Source organism: Nocardia sp. NPDC057663 (assembly GCF_042799895.1).
GTDB lineage: Bacteria > Actinomycetota > Actinomycetes > Mycobacteriales > Mycobacteriaceae > Nocardia.
Genome location: NZ_JBHVHX010000003.1, coordinates 508,893 through 530,994 on the forward strand (window position 1 = coordinate 508,893; position 22,102 = coordinate 530,994).

Genomic DNA, 22,102 nt, shown 5'->3' on the forward strand with positions numbered 1-22,102 from the left:
ACGATAGTGATGGAGAACTTCGCCCAGGCCGCGCCGACGGGGGCACGCATGAAAACCATCAAATGCGTAGTATGGGATCTCGACCACACCCTCTGGAGTGGAATTCTCCTCGAGGATGGCGACAGTGTTCGGCTGCGGCCGAGCGTCGTCGAGACGATCGCCGAACTGGATCGGCGGGGCATCCTGCATTCCATCGCGAGCCGCAACGACTTCGATACCACGATGGCGAAATTGACCGAACTCGGTGTTGCGCAATACTTTCTGTATCCACAGATCGGCTGGGACGCAAAGTCTGCCTCAGTGGCAAAGATCGCAAAGTTGCTCAACATCGGAATCGACTCGCTCGCGTTCGTCGATGACCAGCCGTTCGAACGCGAGGAGGTTGCGTTCGCGCACCCCGACGTTTTGTGTATCGACGCGCTCGATGCGGGGGAGATCGCGACACGTGCGGAGTTCCAGCCGAAGTATGTCACCGAGGACTCCGCCGCCCGCCGGGCCATGTACATCGCGAGCATTGACCGGACCAAGGCTGAAGACGAGTTCACGGGAAACAACGAAGAGTTCTTGTCGACACTCGGCATGGAATTCAAGATCAGCAGGGCCAGGCGCAAGGATCTCGGTCGCGCCGAGGAACTGGTGGTCCGAACGAACCAGCTCAATTCCACCGGTGTCATGTACTCCGAGGACGAGCTTGCGCAGCGCTGCGACTCGGATCGTCACCTTCTACTGATGGCCGAGTTGACCGACGTCTACGGATCATACGGGCAGATCGGGCTGGCCTCCGTTGCGCTCGAGGAGCGGGAGTGGAAGCTCGAGTTGCTGTTGATGTCGTGCCGGGTGATGTCGCGCGGTGTCGGCACTGTGCTTCTCAATCACGTCGTGGGGCTCGCGCAGGGCAACGGGGCCCGTCTGGTCGCAGCGTTCGTTCCCACCGGCCGTAACCGGATCATGTATGTCACTTACCGATTCGCCGGATTCGAGGACCTCGGCGAGAAAGATGGGGTGTCACTGCTCGTCGCCCCACTCACCGCACCGCCGAAGCCTCCGGCGTACCTGAACGTCATCACAGACTGAGCGGCCATATGACGACAGACAGCACACTGGCAGCTTCATGGCTGCCCTATCCCGGCCTTGCCGAGCAGACGCGGGTGACGCTGTACTGCTTTCCGCATGCGGGGTCGGGCGCTTCAGGATTCTTGGGTTGGCGCACCGGTTTGCCCGCCGAGGTAGCGGTGGTCCCTGTACAGCCACCAGGCCGGGAGATGCGGTGGCGCGAGGCACCGTATGAGACTGTCGACGAACTGGTCGAGGAGTTGCTCACCGTCATGTCCGGTCGCTGGCACCAACCGTTCGCGCTGTTCGGCCACAGTATGGGGGCGATCATCGCTTACGAGATCGCACGCAGACTACATGCCGGGGGGCAGCCCTCGCCGATACACCTTTTCGTCTCCGGCCGGCGCGCCCCTCAGCTTCCGGCGACCGAGCCGCTGGCGCATCGAGCGGGTGACGACGAGTTCGTCGAGGTGGTTCGAGAGCTCGGTGGTACCCCCGAACATGTGTTGACCGACGAAACGTTGCGCAGCAACCTGTTCACGCTGCTGCGCGCCGATTTCGCAGTCAACGAGACCTACCGGTACCGGCCCGGGCCGCCACTCGACACGGCAGTCACGGTGTTCGGTGGTGTCGAGGATCCACGGGTTTCGCGCAACGAGCTGACGGCATGGCAGCAGTGCACGACTGGACCGTTCGAACTCCGACTCGAGCCCGGCGGCCACTTCTTCGTCGTATCGCAGCGGGCGAGGGTGCTCGGGCACATCGGTCGCACCCTGACCGGTGCCCTGCGATGAGTGCCACCGCACTGGTTCGGATCGGAGCATACCCGACCGGCGAGGGAAAGTGGCTGCCAGGGCCGCCCCGGCCGACGATCGGAAGCCGAGACATTGACGTCTGGCGGGTATCCCTCGATGGCGGCTGTAGCCGCGCGGACTGGGATGCACTGTCGGCAGCGGACCGGCAGCGCGCGGATCGGTGCGCCGATGCCAAGACGACCAACGACTTCGTTCGCGCACATGGGACGTTGCGACGTTTGCTGGCAAGCTATCTCCTCCGCTGGCCGCCGAGCGTACTGCGGATAGCGCTCGGTCGGCACGGTAAACCCGCCTTGGCCGGAAACGAACTGACTTTCAACATGACCCATACCGATGGCCTCGCGGTCATCGCGGTGTCAGGGTCGTTGCCGGTGGGAGTTGATGCCGAGGCGACGGCGGGACCGGTCGATGTCGTCAGCCTGTCGCAACGGGTGTTGACGCCCGCCGAAGCAGCGCTCGTGGACGGCGATCCAACCCGGTTTCTTCGACTATGGACAGGCAAGGAGAGCGTCCTGAAATGCATGGGCGCCGGATTGACCATCCCGCCGGACTCGATCGAGATCCGAACAGACTCCTCCGGTCGACAGATCCTCGTGTGCCGTGGCCAGGTGTTGAATCGGTGGCAGCTCACGCCGTTGCCGCTGGGTCCGGCGTTTGTCGGCACGGTGGCCTTTCCGACTTCAGCTCGTCGAATCCGGCTGTTGAGGTGGGAGATTCGCGCTGAATCCGAACATTTGCCCTTCGAATCAACCAATCGCTCTAGGAGAGCTGCACTATGACAGTCGATATCGACCCGCCGGCCGTAGAGCCTGGTGTCGAAGCCCACGATCGGATCGCCGATGACTCCGCCACCCTCGTGCAGTTGCTGACAGCCAGGGCGCGCAGTCAACCCGACGCCACGCGGTTCGTCTTCCTCGGAGACGGCGAACACCTGACCGCGTCGTTGACCTACGCCGAGGTCGACACCACGGCCAGGGCCATCGCCGCACGACTGCTCTCCATGTCCAACCCAGGGGATCGGGCCCTGCTGTTGTATGCGCCCGGGTTGGAGTTCATCACGGCCTTCTACGGGTGTCTCTACGCAGGAGTCATCGCTGTACCTGTGGCTCCTCCCCAGATCAACAAGCTCGAGACCTCGCTGGCGAGGTTGGCTGCCATTCGCGAGAACTGCGGCGCCGAACTGATGCTCACCTCCGTCGACATCGAAGCCCAGCTCGACCCGGTCCTGACCGGGGTCGCAGCCTTCGTCGGCCTCGAGACGTTCAGCACCGACACCGTCGACGATGATCCGGCGAGGACGGTGGGACTGCCGGAGATCTCTCCCGACACCGTGGCATATCTGCAGTACTCGTCTGGGTCGACGGGACGGCCGAAAGGAATCGTGCTCACCCACCGTAATGTGTTGAGTAACAACGCACTTGTGCGCGAGTGCGTTGGAATCGATGCCACCAGCGTGGGTGTGTCCTGGCTGCCGACGTACCATGACATGGGACTGCTCGCGATGGTAACGCAGCCGGTGTTCAGTGACTATCAGATCGTCGCGATGTCACCTCTTGCATTCGTACAGCGCCCGATGCGCTGGATCGCTGCGTTGGCCGAGTACAAGGCGACGATTACCGTTGCGCCGAACTTCGCCTACGCACTCGCGGTGCAGCGGGTTCCGGTCGAGCGAGTCGCGGAGTTCGACCTGTCGCAGCTCAAGGTTGCCTTGTGCGGAGCGGAACCCATCAGGGCGCAGGCCATGGCCGAGTTTTCGCGGCATTTCATGCCTGCGGGCCTGGACGCACGGTCGTTGTTCCCGTGCTACGGCCTGGCCGAAGCGACGTTGTTCGTTTCCGGGGGGCCGGTCGGAAGTGGAGTGACCGTGCAAACTGCGGACCCGGAGCAGTTGGCGCAGCACCGATTTGCCCCAGCGATCGATGGACGTGAAATCGTCTCGAGTGGGCAGATCAATGACGGGTTCACCTTAGCGATCATCGACCCGAAGACCCGTGAGTCTCTGCCCGACGGGCGCATCGGGGAGATCTGCATAGCCGGCGACAGCATCGGTTTGGGCTATTGGCAGGCTGCCGAGCTGTCGGCTGAGGTCTTCGACGTCCAACTCCCCGAACTCGACGGCGGGTTCCTTCGCACCGGCGATCTCGGGTTTGTGCTCGATGAGCAACTGTATGTGACAGGACGCCGCAAGGACCTCATCATAGTTGACGGGCACAACCATTATCCGACCGACCTCGAGGCAACCGCGATGACCAGCCACAGTGCGGTCCGCCTCGATCGGTGTGCGGTGTTTCAGGTCGACTCGATCCCGGCAGGCGGGATCGTGGTGGTCGCCGAGATCGACCGTGGCTGGCGAATCCGCGAGACGGCCGATACGACATCGGCCGACACCAACGATGTGGGCCAAGCCGTGCCCGCAGCCGAGGTGGTCAGGGCTGTGCGCGCTGCAGTAGGAGAGCGACACGGTCTACCGGTCTCTGATGTCGTGCTGGTTGGGGCCGGTACCTTGCCGCTCACCTCGAGTGGAAAGTTGCAGCGTTTCGCGGTGCGCGAGACCTACGCCGGTGGGGGATTCACGACTCTGGGCTCGTGAGGGTCTCTTCCGGGGGCGGCGGGAGCACAGGCAAGCGTGAGGATGCGCCCGAACAGATCGCCGGCCACGGTCCCCTGATCCGGGATCTCCTCGATGGACAGTCCATTCGACAGCGCCAGCGCGACGATGGCCATTTCCGACGGACTGACAAGCAGGGTGAGATTGCGGCGACGAGCCTCGGCCTCGACGAAGTCGGCGATGCTCTGTCGGAGATGGCGGCGGTGGGTCCGAAATCGCTCGGCGATCTGTGGTTCGCGTACGACTCGCAACCAGAATTCCAGAAAGAGAATCTGCCAATCCTGCTCCGAGACCAGTGCGTCATTGATCTGCCGTCCGATGGCGGCGGCCGGATGCATCTCATCGGCATCACCTGACGGGTGATCGAGGGCGTCGCCGGCAGCCTTGATACGGCCGACGATCTGCTCTTCGAGCAGTGCGAAGAACAGATCGTCCTTGCTCGAAAAGCGTGAGTATACAGCGCCTTTGGTGAATCCGGCCGCGGCTGCGACCTCGTCGAGGGTAGTACGGTCGAATCCATTGCGAGCGAACTCGATCGCGGCAGCACCGAGGATCCGGCTGCGCATCTCTTCCTGGCTCAACCGTCGCCGGATCTCCGGTCGTGGCATTGACATCTCTCTCCCACTCCTCGATACTCATGAGTATCGAATACTGGTGCGGATCGTACTGGTGCACACGATACGCTGGAAGGGGATCGCATGTCAGCACCGGTCGAGGGTCCGGCTGCACCTGCGAGGGTCCTGCTGACAGAGGCATCCAGCCTCACCGCGCGCGAGTACATCACGGTGTTGGGTGCGGCGGGCTGTCACATCGAGGCGCTGTCGTCAGACGGCCTCGCCCTCAGTAGGTGGAGCAAGTGGCTGAGCCGCACCCACCGCTGCCCAGCTGCCGGACATGATCCGGTGGGATATTCGAGAGTGCTCACCTCGGTAGCGGAGGCCGGCAACTTCGACGCCATCTTGTCTACCCACGAAGACGCGTGGCTGTTCGCAGCCCGGCCCTCCTTGTTCCCGACCGGGCTGTCGCTGACGACCTCGAACGCCCAGAGCTTTCGCAGGGCCACCAACAAACTCGAATTTGCACGACTTGCCGACGAGATCGGCCTACCGCAACCAGATTGGGCTGAGACAACCGCCGATCGGCAATCGTTCGACTATCCCTACTACCTGAAGGCGCCGTACGGGACCGCGGGCAGTGGTGTGCGCCTCGTGCTCGACGACAACAGTCGCCGACGTGCGACTCGCGATCTCGGACAAGACCAGCCGCTCCTTGCGCAGCGACCAGCCGGCGGCACATACGCACAGGTGCAGGGGATCTTCGAACACGGCCGACTGGCGGCCGTCCATACATCGGAGAAGCGGGCATCCGGGATCGGTGGTAGCGCCGCTGCGCGTTTGAGCGTCGATCATCCGCTACCGCGCAAGCACATCGCCCTACTGGGCGAAGCGCTCGCTTGGCACGGCGGACTGACCATGGACTACTTTCACCAAGACGGCCACCCGCTCTACATCGAATGCAATCCACGAACCGTCGAGCCGTTCAATGCTGCGGCCAGCGGCGTCGATCTACCAGCCCTTTCCATCCAGCAGTCGCGCGGACAAAGCTTGCCTGCGGGCGTACGCATCGGCAAGCCCGGAATCCGCACCCACAGTCTCGCAGCAGTCAGCCTCGGCGTCGCCTCCATCACTGGTCGCCGCAGCGCAGTACTCACAGAGCTGGCCGCAGCGCTGAGCCAGCGCGGCACATACCGCAACAGCACCGAAGCGCTGACCCCCCGCCAAGACCCGCCTAGCCTGCTACCGCTTGCTGCGATCCTGTCCGCGGTGCTGATCCGGCCCCGGTTCGCCGAGGTGCTCGCCGGGCGCGCTGTACGCAACTACGCCGTCGTACCCGCGGTCGACGATCCGACTTAACTCAAACAGGAGCCTGCTGATGGCTGGAATGTTGTACAAACTCGGCGCGCTGTGCTTCCGGCACCGATGGGCCGTGACATCGGTATGGTTGTTGCTGCTCGTGGCAGCTGGGTTCCTGTCGCTGGTGCACGGCGGTAGTCCGACCAACACCTTCGTTGTTCCCGGTACCGAGGCACAGACCAGCATTGAACTCATCAAATCTCGCTTCCCGCAAGCTAATGCGGGAAGCGCCAATGCTCGGGTCGCACTCAAGTCAGCCTCGCAAGACCCACTGACAGACGTGCCCGCCGCCCTGGCCGTCGAGCAGGTCGTCGGCGCGCTAAGCGCGCTCGATCATGTCGCGGCGGTGACCAACCCGCTCAATCCGCAGCTACCCGGGATCTCCGATGACCGCCAGGTCGCGATCGTCGCCGTGACATACGACGTTCCCTCTGCCCAGCTGACCGACCACGACCGCACTGCCCTCGAGAACGCGGTCGACCCGGCCCGCCGGGCGGGTCTAATCACCGAGATCGGCGGCACCGCGGTCGAAGAACCGATTCCCACCTCCCCAGCCGAACTGATTGGGCTCGCCGTTGCTCTCGTCGTCCTCGGGGCCACGTTTCGGGCCGTCATCGTCGCGGGACTCAACATGCTGACCGCAATCGTCGGCGTCGGCATCGTCACCTTCACCATCGCCGTGACTAGCTCGATTGTCGAACTACACACGGCTGCACCAGTTCTCGCGACCATGATCGGCCTCGCCGTCGGCATCGACTACGCCCTGCTTATCCTGTCGCGATATCGTGCGGAGCTACCCGAGAGCCCCACCAACGAGGATGCCGCCGGCCGAAGTGTGGCGACCGCGGGCAGCGCCGTGCTGGTCGCTGGAGCCACCGTGCTCATCGCGTTGGCCAGCCTGTCGGTGGTCGGCATCCCATTCCTGACTGGGATGGGCCTAGCCGCGTCGATCGCGGTGGCGATTGCCGTCCTAGTCGCGCTGACACTGTTGCCTGCCCTGCTCGGCCTCGCGCAGCGCACAATCACACCAAGAACCCCGCTTGAATCCCCTTCCAGGGCAAGCGACCGGCGATGGATTGGTTTCATAGCCCGCCACCCGCTGACAATCATCGTCGTATGCGTGGGAGCACTCGGAGTCCTTGCGCTACCGATCGGTAGCATGTCCACTGGCCTGCCGAATGATGAAACGGCCCCGCCCTCGATCAGCAGGCACAAGGCCGCCGAGATACTGGCATCAGGGTTCGGTGCAGGCATCAACGGCCCACTCACCGTGGCCGTCGATCTCCAGACTGCCGCCGACCCTACAGGCGCGACCCATCAGATCGCCCGGCAACTTCAGACGTTGCCTGGAGTCGCCGCAATCCTTCCGCCGCTCGCGAACACCACCCACGACCTGGCGATCCTCACCATAATCCCGACGAGCGGACCGTCCAGCCCGCAGACACGCGACCTGGTCGACACCATTCGTGCCACCACTAACGAAACCCGAGCGATGACCGGTGCACAGATCGCTGTCACCGGGGACACAGCGATGGCGATCGATACCTCGAGGAAACTCGGGGCCGCACTGCCCGTCTATCTGGCGATCGTCGTAGCCCTGACCCTCGTCCTGCTTACCGCGGTCTTCCGATCTGTGCTCATTCCCGTCATCGCAGCCACAGGGTTCCTGCTTACCGTGGGGGCGGCACTGGGCTGCGCCACTGCAGTGATCCAATGGGGTTGGCTGGCCGGTGTATTCAGCGTCGACCAGCCAGGGCCGCTGATCTGCGTGCTTCCTATCCTGGTCATCGGGGTCCTTTACGGGCTCGCGATGGACTATCAGGTATTTCTGACCACCCGGATCGACGAAGAGCGCCGCAAAGGGGTCTCGCCGACATCGGCCGTCACCAACGGCTACTCATATGGCGCAACCGTCATCATTGCCGCCGCCGCGATCATGGTGGCCGTGTTCGGCGGGTTCGCGTGGTCGGAGGACCAGATCGTTCAGGCGATCGGATTCACCCTTGCGGTCGGTGTTTTGATCGATGCATTCGTTGTTCGTCTTACGCTGGTTCCCGCGGTGCTCCTCGTGCTCGGACGGACGGCCTGGTGGCTACCGAGCCGGATGGCACGGCTGCTCCCGGAACTGGATCTCGAAGGAACCAAGTTCGAGCGCAACCCAGTCACCTCTCGAAATTGAGACCCCATCATTGGACTTGAACTGTTACGGATTCTGAGACCGCCTTCTTCCGTCTTTGAGGAAGATGGTCTCCATCATGTCGAAGCGTTACCCGCCCGAGGTCCGCGAGAGGGCCGTGCGTCTGGCTCTCGAACGGCTCGATGATTACGGATCCGCCTACGCTGCTGCGCGCGCGATCGCCCCGATCGTCGATGTGCATCACGAGACGCTGCGGTTGTGGATCAAGAAGGCCCACGACGAGGCACCATTACCGAAAGCGTCGGTCTTTCCGGGCCTGTCCACAGCGGAGCGAGAGGAGTTGGCGCTGTTGCGGAAAGAGGTCCGAGATCTTAAGCAGACCAACGGGATCCTGAACCTGGCGTCAGCCTTTTCGCGCGGGAACTCGACCCGCGACACCGGTGACCGCGTGGGTGTTCGATATCGAAGAGTTCGCCGCGCTCTGGTACGGCCCGGCCGCCGACCGCATGCTGTTCCCACTGTACTATCTGAGCCGCTTCAGCCACATGAACGCACTCGAGCAGCTCAGGTCTGCCGTTCGACGCGATTGGTCCGAACAGGGACGACTCGACGGGGACTCGGCCGAGCAACTGGACCGCGCCTTCGAGGTACTGACCTTTCCTGAAACGTAGATCGAGATCCACGGACACGAACAGCGCGGCCCGCTGCGTGCGGTGGCTGCCCGCCACGATCAGCATGCGGCGATCGCCGAGCAGTCCCTTGGGCGCGGTGATCGTGCTCGGTGGCGGCGCAGTTGCGGCAGCTGTCGGCATCACGATCTCGATCGTCTGAGGAAAGCGCCGATGGCCCCTGTTCCCTGGTGCGATTCTGGGGAATGTCGGAGCAACTGCGGCATGGGTCGTCGGCTTCGGCATGATCAGCGGATAGGCAAGGCGACTCCCTGGCCGCAGTGTGGACGACAGCTTCGGTTGTTTCACCGTTGTTCTCGGATGTGCGGTTGTTCGACGTCCCGGACGATGGAGGACGGGAACCCTAGGTGCCGGACAGGCTCTGATGCCCATTCTCGGAGGGCCGACGAGAACCGGTCCAGCAGAACCGCCGAGGCTGCCACCCATGGCTCTCGAGCGGCCGGGAACACAAACGAGCAGGGACTCGCGTGGGCAGACATGTCGAGTGGACAAGGCCCGTCTGTTCCAGCTCGAGAAGTAGGCGGGAGTGTTCCGCCATCTGATCGCGATCGGTATTGCTCATCTGCATGTCTCCCGCCCAAGTGAAGGCACCGGGAATCGAGGCGGACGCGGCGGTGAGGGGCGGCGAAGGCCCGCCACCCCGGTGGAACACTCCCTTGGTTCTGCCGTGGTGCCCACCCCTGGGTCAGGGTGGATGTCTCGATTCCCAGTGCATCTAAAGGTTGTCAGCGCACCTGAAGCCGTGGAAGGTCTAACGTGGTTTCTATTGCCCTAGCGGCGATCTGCAACCACGGGGCGATGTGTTCGCGAACGAGCTATTGGCAGGATTGCTTGGGATGATGACGCAGACAGACGAGACCGGGCCCACGCTGAAACGGCTGCGGCTGGAACGCAACCTGACCCTGCGCGAACTCGCAGGGTTGGCGTTCTGCAACCACTCCTACCTGTCGAATGTCGAAGCCGGCCGACGGTGGCCGAAGGACCGGGGTTGGGGTGAGCGGATCGGCCGACTGCTCGATGACGGTGGCCAGCTCGTCGACGCTTGGGATGCCGACCAGCGCGAGCCCGCCCGGCATAATGACACGCTGCGAGCTCTCGCCGACGCCCGGCAAGACTCGGAGGCGCTGCTGTTGGACCCTGATGCCGCCGACCTGGACACAATTCAGGATGACGTGATCGCGATCTCTACTCGCGCGCGGCACGAATCCTATGACGAGACGCTGAGACACGCGCTGAGCCTGCGTGCGGAGCTGATGCGCCGGGTGAAGCTGGGGGCGTATCGACCTGAGGAGATCCGCGATCTGTACGTTGCCCTCGGCCGAGTGTGCGGCATCCTGTCGTATCTCACCCTCGACCTCGGGCAGGCCGACATGGCGAAGGTGCATGCGCGCGCGGCATTCGCGCTGGGAGACAGGGCGAATCACGACCATCTCCGCGCGTGGGCGAGAGGCACGCAAGCGTTGGCGCTGCGGTTCACCAAGGACTTCGAGGAAGCCGCAGCCGCTGCCCTAGACGGGCTTCGATATGTCACCACGTCGACTGGCACCGCTGACCGCGCCTGCTGTGCAGTTTCGCCGCGTCGAATGCGAACCTCGGCAATTCGGTGCGGTCAGTGGAACCGCTTGAGAAGGCAGACAGGGCGCGCACAACGCCGGACTCGATGAAATACCTGGATTCTTCACATTCACCCCGGCCAAAAAGATCTATTACCATGGCTTTTCGCTGATGTGGGCCGATGATGCGCGAGTGCTGAAACGGTCGGTCGCGGCAAGCGAGTCAGCGATCACGGCGTGGCAGGACCAGCGTTCTCCGGGAGACGAGATTCTGAGCCAGATCTACCTGGCGACCGCGTGCGCGCGTCTCGACGATCTCGACGGCAGCATCGCGGCGGTAGCGCCGGTGCTGGTCAACCCGATCACGGCGCATTTTCCTGGGTACGGCGACGAATGAGCCAGCTCGCCGAACTCCTGACCAGATACTTTCCAGATTCGGCAGTCGCGCAAGGGATGTGCGGGACACTGGGCGACTACATCCATGGTTCGTGAGCCGGGCCACTCCCCGGCGCCCGCCTGCGCGAACAGCGGGACCGCGCCTGGGAAGCCCTCAACGCCATCCCCGGCGTCTCGTGCGTCAAGCCCAAGGGCGCGCTCTATGCCTTCCCCCGCATCGACCTGGACATGTACCCCATCCACAACGACGAGAAGTTCGTTCTCGACCTGTTCCTGCAGGAGAAGCTGCACATCGTCCAGGGCACCGGCTTCAACTGGGCCCGCCCCGACCACTTCCGCATCGTCACCCTGCCCCACGCCAGACGAACTCGAAGCCATCATGCGAACGCATCGGCCGCTTCCTGGCGACCTACAGTGACGACATGAGCGAGGTCGCCTGGCGGGGCGTGGGAGCCCTGATCCGTCCCGGCGTGCTCGCGTTCGCCGGGACGATTGGCGGGACCGAGCGCCACGCCCATCACGCCGTGCAGATCGTCATCGCCGACGCGCCAGTGACCGTCCTCGACCGTGCCGGCGCGGCGCATACCGGTGCCGAGGTCGTCGTTCCGGCCGACACCGAGCACCGGATCGAATCCGGCGGTGCGACAGGCATTGTCGTGTTCCTCGACCCCGACTCCGTCGCCGGGCGCGCCGCGGGTCGTCGGGCGATCACCGCCGGATGGAGCGCGGGACCGCCCCTGCGCGAGCCCATCCGCCCGGTCACGTTGACGGCGGACTTCGTCGACGGGCTGCTGGCCACGCTCACGTCGGCGACCGCCGGCGAGATCGTCGACCGGCACCCGTGCGTCGCCGCCGCGGTGGCCGCACTGCCCGCGATGGTGGCCCGCGGACCGGTGCGCCCCGGCGAGGTCGCCGCGGCCGTCGGCCTCTCGCCGAGCCGGCTCACCCATCTGTTCACCGCCCAGGTCGGGCTGCCGCTGCGCCGCTACATCCTGTGGCTACGGCTGATGAACGCCGTGCACGGGGCACAGGCAGGTCAGGATCTGACCACGATCGCGCACGCGGCGGGCTTCGCCGACAGCGCCCATCTCACCCGGACCTGCCGGGAGATCTTCGGCCTGCCGCCGTCTGCCTTGACGAGCGCTGTGACCTGGGATTTCGGGACCGAGGACAGCCGAATCGTTCAAGCGCGGAAGCGGGTCCGGCAGCCACGCTGAGTGGTATGACTACTGCTCTGCACCGTCTCGCCCGCTACGGGTACGTCCCGTTCATGCTGGTGGGGCTCAACGGCATCGGCATCGCGCTCGCCGCCGCCCACGCCCCGAAACCCTGGCTGCTGCTCGTGCTCGGGGTCGCCATCGCCACCTCGTTCGCGGTCGAGCGGGTCATCCCGTACGAACCGACCTGGAACGGCGCGCAGGCCGACAGCGTCCGCGATCGGGTGCATGCCGTCGTGAACGAGACGCTGATCCTGGTGAGTGTCGCGGTGATCCCGGTGCTCGCCGCGCTCGTCCCCGGACCCAGTGTCTGGCCGAGTGATTGGGCGTTCCCCGTCCAGGTGGTCCTCGCGATCCTGATCGCGGACTTGGGCATAACGCTGGTGCACCTCGCCAGCCACAAGATCGGTGCGCTGTGGCGCTTCCACGCCGTGCACCACAGCGTCACCCGGTTCTATGGCCTCAACGGCCTGATGAAACACCCGCTGCACCAGACCGCCGAGATGGCCGCCGGCGTGGCCCCGCTGATCCTGATCGGCCTGCCGGTCGACGTCGCCGCCGCACTGGCCCTGGCCGTGGCCATCCAGCTCCTGCTCCAGCACTCCAACGCCGACTACCGCGTCGGTCCACTGAAGTACGTGCTCGCCCTCAACGAGGGTCACCGCTTCCACCACCTCAAATGGGCGGGCGTCGGCGACGTCAACTTCGGCCTGTTCACACTGCTCTGGGATCACCTGCTGCGCACCTACAGCTACGATCCGCGCCGCCGGTTCACCTCCGAACAGCTCGGCATGGCAGCGCATCCCGACTATCCGGTCGGCTACCTGGACCAGATGATCGAGCCCTTCCGCCGCCTCACTTGAGACCCGACCGGACGAAGGCGTTGACGATGTGGCGCTGCAACACCAGATAGAGCAGCAGGACCGGCAGGCAGGCCAGGCTCGCCAGCGCCATCATCGGGCCCCACTGGTCGCCCTCGGTGCCCATGAAACTGCGCAGGCCGAGCTGGAGGACATCGTTGGACTGGCGCAGAACGACAGCGGGCCAGAAGTATTCGTTCCAGGCGTTGATGAACAGCAGGATGCCCAGGGCCGCGAGGGCGGGGCGCAGGTTCGGCACCACCACCGTCCACAGGATGGCCCAGGAGGAGCGGCCGTCGATCTTGGCGGCGGCGATGAGCTCCTTCGGGAAGGCGTTCATGTGCTGGCGCAACAGCAGCACCGCCAGCGCCGAGCACAGCGTCGGCAGCACACAGCCGATCAACGTGTTGATCAACCCCATCCGGTTCAGCAGGATGTAGTTGGGCAGCATGGTGACCTGGAACGGCACCAGCCAGACGCCGACGAACGCCAGGTACATCAGCCGCTGCAGCGGGAAGGTGTACATCGCGAACGCGTAGGACGCCAGCAGCGCGATCAGCAGCTGGCCCGCCGCGGACAGGATCGCCACGATGAACGTGTTGGCGATCAGGCCCGCGACGTCGACCTTCTGCGCCGCGTCGACATAATTGTCGATCGACAGCGGCCACGGCAGCGGCGCGAGCGAGGTGACGTCCTCGGGCCGCCGCAGCGCCGTCGCGAACAGCCAGTAGATGGGGAACACGCACACCAGCGCCGTCCCGGCGAGCAACAGGTGGCTGCCCGCCAGGCGGAGACGGTCAATCATCATGAACGGCAACCTTTTCCGAGATCCAGACCAGCACCGCGGCCAACGCGCCGAACCCGACGAACAGCAGCACACCCGCCGCCGCGCTCAGACCCGCGTCGAAGCTGTGGAACGCGTAGTCCCAGAGCAGGTAGTAGATGTTGGTCGTGGCCTGCGACGGCCCGCCCTGGGTCATCGAGTCGATGAGCGGGAACGACAGGGTGGGACTGAGCAGGACGGTGGTGAGCACCAGGAACAGCAGGGTCGGCGACAGCAGCGGCAGGGTGATCCAGCGCCGGATCTGCCCCGGCGTCGCCCCGTCGACCCGCGCGGCCTCGCTGTAGTCGCCGCTGATCCCGGCCAGCCCGGCCCACACCACCAGCATCGCGAAACCGAGCAGCTGCCAGCCGGTGATCACGATGATCACGGCCTGCGCGGTCGAGGAGTCGTAGACCCAGTTGTGACCCGAACCGACGAGCTGGTCGACGAATCCGGAACCCGGATGCAGCAGCCACCGCCACACCGCCGCCGCCGCGACGGGCGCGACGAGGAACGGCGCGAACACCAGTGCCTGGTAGAACGTGCGGGCCCGGCCGTGCACCCGCCTGCCGGCCAGCGCGATCAGGACCGGCAGCAGCACCGTGAACGGCAGCAGGCCGAGAATCAGGGTGGCGGTCCGGCCCAGCGATCCCCAGAACGCCGGAAGATCCAGCAGCCGTGAGTAATTGGCCGTGCCGACCGGCGTCATGGGTGCGGTCGGCAGCAGGTTCCACGAGTACGTGGACAACTGCAGGGCCTGCACCAGCGGCTGGTAGGTCCATACCACCAGCAGGATCAGGGCAGGCGCCAGATACAGATAGGGCGCGATGAGCCGGGCCGCCTTGCGCCGGGTGACCCGGCGCGGACCCGGCGCAGGGGCGATGCTCGCCACCTGCGCCGGGTCCTGCCTGTCGTCGATGACGAACATGTCACCGCGTCCGTGCGGCGATCGCCGCGAGCTGCTCGAGCACCTCGGATTCCGGCCGGTCGTAGACCGGGGTCGCCGGGGTCGACTCGATTGCGGTGGCCAGCATCGTCGATCCGACGAGATCGATCCGGCTGTACCCGAATCCGGTGAGCCCGCGGTGTCTGCCCGCCGGCGCCATCGGATCGATCCGGTACGACAGCGCGGGCCCGATCCACACCGGGATACCGGCGACCGCCGCGGCGGCGGTCAGATGGTTGTGCCCGCACAGGATCATCCGGACATCCGAGCCGTCGACGACATCCACCAGCCGGTCGGCATCCTCGAGCTTGAGGAAGTCGGCCGTGGCGACGGGCGAGGGCAGCGGCGGATGATGCAGCACCAGCACGGTGCCCCGCGGGGCGGGCGTGCGGAGCTGAACGCTCAGCCAGGCCAGCTGCTCGAGTTCGAGCCTGCCCTCGTGCCGCTGCGGCGTGGTGCTGTCCAGCACGATGATGCGCAGGCCCGCGATCTCGACGCTGCGGTCGTGCGGCAGCGTGGTGTCCACCGAGCCGGGAGCCAGATCGAGGAGCTCCTCCCCGAAGGCGCCGCGCTCGTCGTGATTGCCCATGACGTAGACGATCTCGGCGCCGAGCTCAGCCGCGACTGGTTCGACGGCCGCGCGCAGCCGCCGGTACGCCTCGGGTGACCCGTTGTCGGACAGGTCACCCGAGAGCACCAGGGCGTCGACGTGCTGCCCGGCCTCGCGCAGGTGGGTGAGCACCCGCGCGAGGTTTGCGTCGGTGTCGACGACACCGTGGACGAGCTCACCGGCCGGGCGCAGGTGGGTATCGGTGAGCTGGACGATGGTCAGATCGCTCATCATGCCGCCGGCAGGAGTTTGGCGCCCTCGGCCTGCGCGGCGGTCAGCGTGGACTGGGGGTCCTTGCCCTGGAACACGATCGCCTCGACCGCGTCCATCATGCCGTCACGGACCTGCAGGTAGTTGTTGCCCGGCATGGACACCCACGGCTCCATGTTCGCGAGCTGGGCGACGTTCGGCTTCAGCAGCGGGTTCTTCGCGGCCCAGTCCTTCAGTCCGTCGGCCTGGTCGAGCAGACCGGTGCGCAGCGGCAGGTAGCCGATGTTCTGCGAGATCTTGATGTAGGACTCCTCGCTGGTGAGGAACTTGATCAGTTCCCACGAGGCGCGCTGCTTGGCCGGATCGTTGGACAGGATGTGCAGGCCCGCACCGGAATTCGTCGGCACGGTCGGCTTGCTGCCGAACGACGGCATCGGTGCCGAGCGCAGGTCCCACTTGTCCTTGGCGCCGGTGACGAAGGTGCCCTGGATGGCGCTGGTCTCGAGGATCATGCCGATCTCGCCGCGCGCGAACGCCTCGTAGCCCTGCTTCTGGTTCAGCTTGGGCATGCCGCCGGTGTTCACCAGGTTCTGCGCCATCTGGGTCACCTCGACGATGGGGGCGTCGGCGTAGGTGAGGGTGCGGCGGTTCTCGGAGATGACCCGGCCGCCGTTGGAACGCACCAGCGACTGGAAGCACCAGTCCTTGGCGGTCTTGGTGAGGCAGTCGACGTACACGCCGCCCTTGCCGGTGCGGTCGGCGATCTGCTTGGCGGCGGTGGCGACGTCGGCCCAGGTGGCGGGCGGCTTGGCCGGGTCGAGACCGGCCTCGGTGAACAGCGACGCGTTCAGGTACAGCACGGGGGTGGAGAACACGAACGGCACGCCGTAGGTGTGGCCTTCCCAGTCGTCGAGGACCCGGGCGCGCGGTGCGTAGGCGTGGCGGCCGTCGAAGTTGCGGGCCACCTCCTGCTTGCCGACCAGGGTGTCGAGCGGCTTGGCCTGCAGCTGGTGCACGGTGAAGTCCAGATCGGAGAAGCCGAGCTGGGCGACGTCGGGCGGGGTGCCCGCGACCATCTGGTTCTGGATGCTGGAGATGGTGTCGGTGGCCGGGTTCGGGCTGTTGCCCTGCGGCTTCTGCGCGGTGACCTTGATGTTCGGGTACTTCTTGCCGAAGTCGGCGATCAGCGCGTTGAACGTGTCGGTCCAGGCGCCGGCGAGACCGTAGTTGTAGGACTCGAAGGTGATCGAGACCTGCTGATCGGGCTTCAGCTCGGGAATCTGCGCGGTCGTCGTGGTGTCCGTGGACACGGTGCCGCCCAGACCGCAGCCGCTCAGGGCGACGGCGGTGGTGAACACCACGCCCAAGATGGGCAGGGTGCGTTTCATGGTGGTTCTCCTCATCAACGGGTCGTGCGGAAATCAGGGGACGGGCACTGCCGCCGCGTCCTTGCTGGGGGTCGAATCCGAGTGCGGCGCTTGCCAGCTCAGCCGCAGGCCGGTATCGGGATCGAACAGGTGGATGTCGGCGGGATCGACGCGCAGCGCGATGTCCTCGCCGGCGTGGACACCGGCCGGACGCGATGCGCGCACGCACAGGCTGGTCTTGCCCGCGTCGATGTGCACCAGTTCCTCGCTGCCGAGGTTCTCGACCATCCGCACCCTGCCGGTGACATCGTCGGCCGCGGCGTCGATGCGCAGGCGCTCGGGGCGGATGCCGGCGATCACCGCGGCGGCGTCGCCGAGTTCGTCGGTGATGTCGAGCGCGGCGTCGATGCCGTCGGCCGTCACCCGCAGGCCGCCGTCGCGGGACTGCACGACCGCGGGGAACAGGTTCATCGGCGGCGAACCGAGGAACCCGGCGACGAAGGTGGAGCGCGGCTGGTCGTAGAGCTCGGCGGGCGTGCCGCACTGCTCGACCCTGCCGTCGTTGAGCAGGGCGATGCGTGAGGCCATCGTCATCGCCTCGACCTGATCGTGGGTGACGTACAGAAACGTCGCGCCGAGTCGCTGGTGCAGGGCGATCAGCTCCGCGCGGGTCGCGCTGCGCAGCTTGGCGTCCAGATTCGACAGCGGTTCGTCCATCAGGAACGCGCCGGGATCGCGAACCATGGCGCGAGCCAAGGCGACTCGCTGCCGCTGCCCGCCCGAGAGCGCGACAGGTTTGCGGTCCAGCAGGGCCGACAGTTCCAGGGTGGCCGACACCTCGGCGACCCGCTGGGCGATCTCGGCGCGCGGCCTGCGCCGGGCCCGCAGCGGGAACCCGATGTTCCTGGCCACCGACAGATGCGGGTAGAGCGCGTAGCTCTGGAACACCATCGCCAGGTCACGGCGCTGCGGCGCCGCGTCGGTGACATCGTTGCCGCCCACCAGGATCCGGCCCTCGCTCGGCTCCTCCAGCCCGGCGATCATCCGCAACAGGGTGGATTTTCCGCAGCCGCTGGGGCCGAGCAGCACCATGAATTCGCCGTCGGCGATGTCGAGGCTCACCTCGCGCACGGCGTAGTCGGTGTCGAATTTCTTCGACACCGCGTCGATCTGCAGTCGCGCCACGTCTCTCCTTCAGGCCGGCGTGGTGCCGGCCGTGATCCACTGCGACACGCCCGCGGCGATCGCAGGCGAGTCCTTGAGCCAGGTGAAGTGATCCAGGTGCTCGACCGCGGAGTTCCCGTCGATGTGCCACTGGGTCACCTCGGCGGACGGCATGCGCGAGACCAGGAAGTCGACATTGGACTTCGGGCCGAGCACGTCCTGCGACAGCGAGATCGCCAGCACCGGCAGGGCCATGTTCGCCAGCAGCGTGTTGTAGCTGCGCTTGGTGCCACGCGGGCGGTAGTAGCTGGTGAGCGAGTGGATCGACCAGTCGACCATCACCCCGCCTGGCATCGGCGCCGGAATCAGCACGCCACCGGGCCAGTGCCCCTTGACTCGCGAGACCAGGCCGATCCACTGGATCTGGCTCAGCGCCTCGAACCAGCGGCGCGGACCGAACGCCCACCAGAACACGGTGCCGGTGCCGATCACGGTGACCCCGGCGACACGCTCGGGTTCGGCGGCGGCGAACAGCAGCGCGAGCTGACCGCCCAGGCTGTGCCCGAACAGGTGCAGCGGCGCCTGCGGGAACCGTTCCCCGACCGCGGAAACAAGGGCGGGCAGGTCGATTTCGAGCATCTCGCGGTAGCCGAAGTCGGTGTGCTCACCGAGCGCGGGCTCGGCCTCGCCGTGCGCGCGCAGATCGCAGGTCGCCACCGAGAGGCCGGTGGCGTGCAGCGCCTTGGCCAGCGACTGATAGTTGCGCGCCTTCATCGCCATAGCGGGCAGGATCAGCACCACCGGGGCGGTGGGGTCGTCGGCGGCCAGCCAGCGCACGGTGAAGCGCACGCCGTCGGCGGTGGCGACCGTCGTGGTGTCGGGCGTGGTCGTGGTCATCACTCGTCCGTTCCGGCGATGCGCACATCGCACACGTAGTCGAAGGTGAACTCGGCGGTGCGCACGTCGTTGTCGTCGAGCAGCTCGGCGCGACCGGACAGTGCGAACCGGGTGGTCTCGGTGGCGGCCAGGACGGCGGCCAGTTGCTCGGCGTCGACCGTCGCGACGGCGCGGATGCGGCCGCGGGCGGGCTTGCGGTAGGCGGCGGTGCCGCCGCGCAGCACCAGCCGGTCGATCGTGTGCAGGCGGTGCGCGGCGGCGCCGACGAACGCCGCGGCGCCCGCGATATCGGCGGCGGTGAACAGCGCGCCCGCGTGCACGGTGCCCATGTGGTTGCACATCACCGGTTCGGCGGGGATCTCGACCACCGAACGGGCAGGCGAGATCTCGGTGATCCTGGTGCCGACGTGGGCGCCGAAGGGCACCAGCGCCTGCGAGGCGTCACGCAGGTACTCGTAGTCGACGGCGTCGAAGTCGAGAGCGGGATAGGCGCCGCCGAAACCGGCGATGCTGCGCGTGGTCATAGCGGTGTCCTCTCAGCGCGATCCGCGCAGGACGCGCCGCGCGATGGACCAGCGCAGCACCTCCGACGGACCCTCGTAGATGCGGAAAGCCCTGGCTTCCACCAGGAATCGGGCCACCAGGTGGTCCTCGCAGACGCCGAGGCCGCCGTGCAGCTGCACTGCGCGGTCGAGCACCCGCCACACCGCCTCGGAGACGAACGTCTTGGTGATCGAGGCCTCGTGGCGGGCCTGTGAGGAGGCGGCGCCGTGCTCGTCGATGGTGGCGGCAGTGGCCCGGATCAGGCTGCGGGCCGCGGCGATGTCGATCTCGTTGTCGGCGATCAGACCCTGGGCCAGACCGTGATCGGCGATCGGCACGCCGAAGGAGTAGCGGCCGGTGATGTGGTCGACGGTGAGCTGCTGGGCGCGCACGGCCAGGCCGAGCCAGTTCATGCAGAACACCAGCCGCGAGGGCGCCAGGCGCACCTGCGCCAGGTCCAGGCCGCGCCCGACAGCGCCCAGGATGGCGGACTCGGGGACCTCGCAGTCGGTGAACTCGACTTCGCAGTGCCCGCCGGGTGCGCTGGTGTGGTCCAGCGTCGGCATCCGGCGGCCCACCTTCAGGCCGGGGTTGTCCTGGTCGACCAGGAACATGGTCGGGCCGTCGGTGGTGGCGGCGACACAGATGGTGAACGCCGCGCCCTGGGCGCCGGTGGTGAAGTGCTTGCGGCCGTTGATGACCCAGCCGGTGTCGGTCTCCTCGGCGACGGTGGCCAGCATCCGCGGGTCCGAGCCCGCGCCGGGGGCGGGTTCGGTCATGGCGATGGCCGAGCGGACCTCACCGGAGGCCAGCGGGGCCAGATACCGCTGCTGTTGTTCGGGATTCGCGACCGCGGCCAGCAGGTGGATATTGCCGTCGTCGGGCGCCCAGGCGTTGACCGCGAGCGGCCCGAGCAGACTCGCGCCCGCCGCTTCGAGCACTTCGGCCTGTGCCCTGGTGTCGAGGCCGAGGCCGCCGTACGCGGGATCCGAGAGCGGGCCGAAGACGCCGGCCTCCTTGGCCTTCTTCTGCAGGTCGAGGCGCAGGGCGTCGTCGGTGACCCGGCCACCGACCACGACCTCGCGTTCCACCGGGATGACGTGGTCTTGCACGAACTGCCTGGTCTTGTCGACCAGTTCCGCCACTGGAGTCATGCCGCCAGTGTCGGGCGGGTCGCGCGCCGGGAGCCGGGGCGATAGTGAATGTCGATCGGTCCAATCGACTCGCCACGCCCCGGCGGCGGTCGCGCCCGGCGTGCACCACGGTGATCTCGACAACGATTCCGCCGAGGGGAATGGGCATGACCGAAGTGAGGGTGCGGGTGATCGACCGCACCGACGAAGCCGACGCGGTGTTCGCCCTGGTGCTCGCCGCGGTCGACGGCGGTGTGCTGCCCACGTGGACACCGGGTGCGCACATCGATGTCGCGGCAGGCTCGGCTGGGGTGCGCCAGTATTCGCTGTGTGGCGATCCGGCCGAGCAGGACCGCTGGCGAATCGCCATCCTGCACGAGCCGAACGGTCGCGGCGGGTCGGCACATCTGTTCCGGACCGCCCTGCCCGGTACGACGCTGTCGGTATCGGTGCCCCGCAACAACTTCGAGCTGTCCACCGCAGCGGAGTACACGTTCGTGGCGGGCGGGATCGGGATCACCCCGATCCTGCCGATGATCGCCGCCGCCGACCGGGCAGGTGTCCGCTGGACGCTGCACTACGGTGCGCGCACCAGGGCGCATATGGCCTTCGCCGACCTGCTCACCGAGCGGTATCCGGCGGCGCGGCTGGTGCCGCAGAACGAGTCCGGGCTGCTACCGGTCGCGGAGATCGTGGCCGCGCGGCCGGCGGCGACCGTGTACTGCTGCGGGCCGGAACCGCTGCTCGCCGCGATCGAAGCCGAGGGCGTGCGGCAGGGCGTCACCGTGCGCACGGAACGTTTCGTGCCGCGGCCGGTCGAGTACACCGGGGCCGACGAGGCCTTCGAGGTGCGGCTGGCGCAGACCGGGCGGACGCTGCGGGTCGGCGCCGGCCGTTCCATCGTCGATGTCCTCGAATCGGCGGGCGTCGCGGTGATCACCTCGTGTCGCGAAGGTACCTGCGGCAGTTGCGAAACCCCGGTGCTCGACGGCGAGGTGGAGCACCGCGATTCGCTGCTCACCGCCGAGGAGCGCGAGCGCGGCGCGACGATGATGCTCTGCGTCTCGCGTGCCCGCTCCGGTGTGCTGGTGCTCGACCTGTGAGCGCGTCGCGGAATCGGCGTCCCGAGAACGTGCGCGTATTCGACGCGCCGATTCCCGTCCGGGAA

Annotated in this window: 22 protein-coding genes and 1 pseudogene; 14 read left to right on the top strand and 9 right to left on the bottom strand. The window is 66.5% G+C overall.

What is annotated here, in order from left to right:
• The first annotated feature begins 9 nt into the window (after positions 1-9).
• From ACFVAV_RS10345 to ACFVAV_RS10360, 4 genes are read left to right on the top strand one after another with little or no spacing between them, the layout of a single operon-like run.
• Positions 10-1,074: an HAD-IIIC family phosphatase gene (locus ACFVAV_RS10345; RefSeq protein WP_379033011.1), complete on the top strand. Its 1,065-nt coding sequence runs from the start codon at positions 10-12 to the stop codon at positions 1,072-1,074.
• Positions 1,075-1,082: 8 nt separating this feature from the next.
• Positions 1,083-1,847 (top strand): thioesterase II family protein, encoded by a 765-nt coding sequence (locus ACFVAV_RS10350; RefSeq protein WP_379033014.1) that lies wholly within the window; start codon positions 1,083-1,085, stop codon positions 1,845-1,847.
• The gene (locus ACFVAV_RS10355; RefSeq protein WP_379033018.1) at positions 1,844-2,647 is read left to right on the top strand and encodes a 4'-phosphopantetheinyl transferase family protein; all 804 of its coding nucleotides are present in this window, start codon (positions 1,844-1,846) and stop codon (positions 2,645-2,647) included. The genes ACFVAV_RS10350 and ACFVAV_RS10355 overlap by 4 nt, the downstream gene beginning before the upstream one ends.
• On the top strand, positions 2,644-4,458 hold the full coding sequence (locus tag ACFVAV_RS10360) for a fatty acyl-AMP ligase (RefSeq protein ID WP_379033021.1): 1,815 nt from the start codon (positions 2,644-2,646) through the stop codon (positions 4,456-4,458). Before ACFVAV_RS10355 ends, ACFVAV_RS10360 begins: the two co-directional genes overlap by 4 nt.
• On the opposite strand, the gene ACFVAV_RS10365 is transcribed toward ACFVAV_RS10360, so the two are convergent.
• Positions 4,422-5,084, bottom strand: a complete 663-nt coding sequence (locus ACFVAV_RS10365; protein WP_379033024.1) for a TetR/AcrR family transcriptional regulator — start codon at positions 5,082-5,084, stop codon at positions 4,422-4,424. The genes ACFVAV_RS10360 and ACFVAV_RS10365 overlap by 37 nt on opposite strands.
• Before the next feature lie 90 nt (positions 5,085-5,174).
• Between ACFVAV_RS10365 and ACFVAV_RS10370 the strand changes: the two genes are divergently transcribed.
• The 9 genes and pseudogenes from ACFVAV_RS10370 to ACFVAV_RS10410 all read left to right on the top strand — a co-directional run bounded on the left by ACFVAV_RS10370 (position 5,175) and on the right by ACFVAV_RS10410 (position 13,244).
• Positions 5,175-6,389: a hypothetical protein gene (locus tag ACFVAV_RS10370; RefSeq protein ID WP_379033027.1), complete on the top strand. Its 1,215-nt coding sequence runs from the start codon at positions 5,175-5,177 to the stop codon at positions 6,387-6,389.
• Positions 6,390-6,408: 19 nt separating this feature from the next.
• The gene (locus ACFVAV_RS10375) at positions 6,409-8,568 is read left to right on the top strand and encodes an MMPL family transporter (protein WP_379033030.1); all 2,160 of its coding nucleotides are present in this window, start codon (positions 6,409-6,411) and stop codon (positions 8,566-8,568) included.
• Positions 8,569-8,644: 76 nt separating this feature from the next.
• A pseudogene (locus ACFVAV_RS10380) lies at positions 8,645-8,893 on the top strand (transposase); the annotation flags it as partial.
• Positions 8,894-8,978: 85 nt separating this feature from the next.
• Positions 8,979-9,197, top strand: a complete 219-nt coding sequence (locus tag ACFVAV_RS10385) for a hypothetical protein (RefSeq protein WP_379033613.1) — start codon at positions 8,979-8,981, stop codon at positions 9,195-9,197.
• An 818-nt stretch (positions 9,198-10,015) separates the two neighbouring features.
• Positions 10,016-10,879: a helix-turn-helix domain-containing protein gene (locus ACFVAV_RS10390; protein ID WP_379033033.1), complete on the top strand. Its 864-nt coding sequence runs from the start codon at positions 10,016-10,018 to the stop codon at positions 10,877-10,879.
• A gap of 82 nt (positions 10,880-10,961) precedes the next feature.
• Positions 10,962-11,165 carry a hypothetical protein gene (locus ACFVAV_RS10395; protein ID WP_379033036.1) on the top strand — a complete coding sequence of 68 codons (204 nt, stop codon included), beginning with the start codon at positions 10,962-10,964 and terminating at the stop codon, positions 11,163-11,165.
• A gap of 227 nt (positions 11,166-11,392) precedes the next feature.
• Positions 11,393-11,590 (top strand): hypothetical protein, encoded by a 198-nt coding sequence (locus tag ACFVAV_RS10400; protein ID WP_379033039.1) that lies wholly within the window; start codon positions 11,393-11,395, stop codon positions 11,588-11,590.
• The gene (locus ACFVAV_RS10405; protein WP_379033042.1) at positions 11,587-12,381 is read left to right on the top strand and encodes a helix-turn-helix transcriptional regulator; all 795 of its coding nucleotides are present in this window, start codon (positions 11,587-11,589) and stop codon (positions 12,379-12,381) included. Before ACFVAV_RS10400 ends, ACFVAV_RS10405 begins: the two co-directional genes overlap by 4 nt.
• A gap of 5 nt (positions 12,382-12,386) precedes the next feature.
• Positions 12,387-13,244 carry a sterol desaturase family protein gene (locus ACFVAV_RS10410; RefSeq protein ID WP_379033045.1) on the top strand — a complete coding sequence of 286 codons (858 nt, stop codon included), beginning with the start codon at positions 12,387-12,389 and terminating at the stop codon, positions 13,242-13,244.
• Here ACFVAV_RS10410 and ACFVAV_RS10415 read toward each other — a convergent pair.
• Genes ACFVAV_RS10415 through ACFVAV_RS10450 form a run of 8 tightly spaced genes read right to left on the bottom strand, consistent with a single transcriptional unit; the run spans position 13,237 to position 20,955 of the window.
• A complete protein-coding gene (locus tag ACFVAV_RS10415; protein WP_379033048.1) occupies positions 13,237-14,049 on the bottom strand; it encodes a carbohydrate ABC transporter permease in 813 nt (270 codons plus the stop codon). The two genes, ACFVAV_RS10410 and ACFVAV_RS10415, sit on opposite strands and share 8 nt — an antisense overlap.
• A complete protein-coding gene (locus ACFVAV_RS10420) occupies positions 14,039-14,992 on the bottom strand; it encodes a carbohydrate ABC transporter permease (protein ID WP_379033050.1) in 954 nt (317 codons plus the stop codon). The genes ACFVAV_RS10415 and ACFVAV_RS10420 overlap by 11 nt, the downstream gene beginning before the upstream one ends.
• A gap of 1 nt (position 14,993) precedes the next feature.
• Positions 14,994-15,851 (bottom strand): metallophosphoesterase, encoded by an 858-nt coding sequence (locus ACFVAV_RS10425; RefSeq protein WP_379033053.1) that lies wholly within the window; start codon positions 15,849-15,851, stop codon positions 14,994-14,996.
• Complete coding sequence (locus ACFVAV_RS10430) at positions 15,851-17,218, bottom strand: ABC transporter substrate-binding protein (protein ID WP_379033056.1); 1,368 nt, start codon at positions 17,216-17,218, stop codon at positions 15,851-15,853. Before ACFVAV_RS10430 ends, ACFVAV_RS10425 begins: the two co-directional genes overlap by 1 nt.
• 33 nt (positions 17,219-17,251) lie before the next feature.
• The gene (locus tag ACFVAV_RS10435; protein WP_379033059.1) at positions 17,252-18,382 is read right to left on the bottom strand and encodes an ABC transporter ATP-binding protein; all 1,131 of its coding nucleotides are present in this window, start codon (positions 18,380-18,382) and stop codon (positions 17,252-17,254) included.
• A gap of 9 nt (positions 18,383-18,391) precedes the next feature.
• A complete protein-coding gene (locus tag ACFVAV_RS10440) occupies positions 18,392-19,258 on the bottom strand; it encodes an alpha/beta fold hydrolase (protein ID WP_379033062.1) in 867 nt (288 codons plus the stop codon).
• Entirely contained in the window at positions 19,258-19,782 is a 525-nt protein-coding gene (locus ACFVAV_RS10445) for a YiiD C-terminal domain-containing protein (RefSeq protein WP_379033064.1), read from the bottom strand. Before ACFVAV_RS10445 ends, ACFVAV_RS10440 begins: the two co-directional genes overlap by 1 nt.
• A 12-nt stretch (positions 19,783-19,794) precedes the next feature.
• Entirely contained in the window at positions 19,795-20,955 is a 1,161-nt protein-coding gene (locus ACFVAV_RS10450) for an acyl-CoA dehydrogenase family protein (RefSeq protein WP_379033067.1), read from the bottom strand.
• A gap of 140 nt (positions 20,956-21,095) precedes the next feature.
• Here ACFVAV_RS10450 and ACFVAV_RS10455 point away from each other — a divergent pair, with 140 nt between their 5' ends.
• A complete protein-coding gene (locus tag ACFVAV_RS10455; protein ID WP_379033070.1) occupies positions 21,096-22,037 on the top strand; it encodes a PDR/VanB family oxidoreductase in 942 nt (313 codons plus the stop codon).
• Positions 22,038-22,102 lie beyond the last annotated feature (65 nt).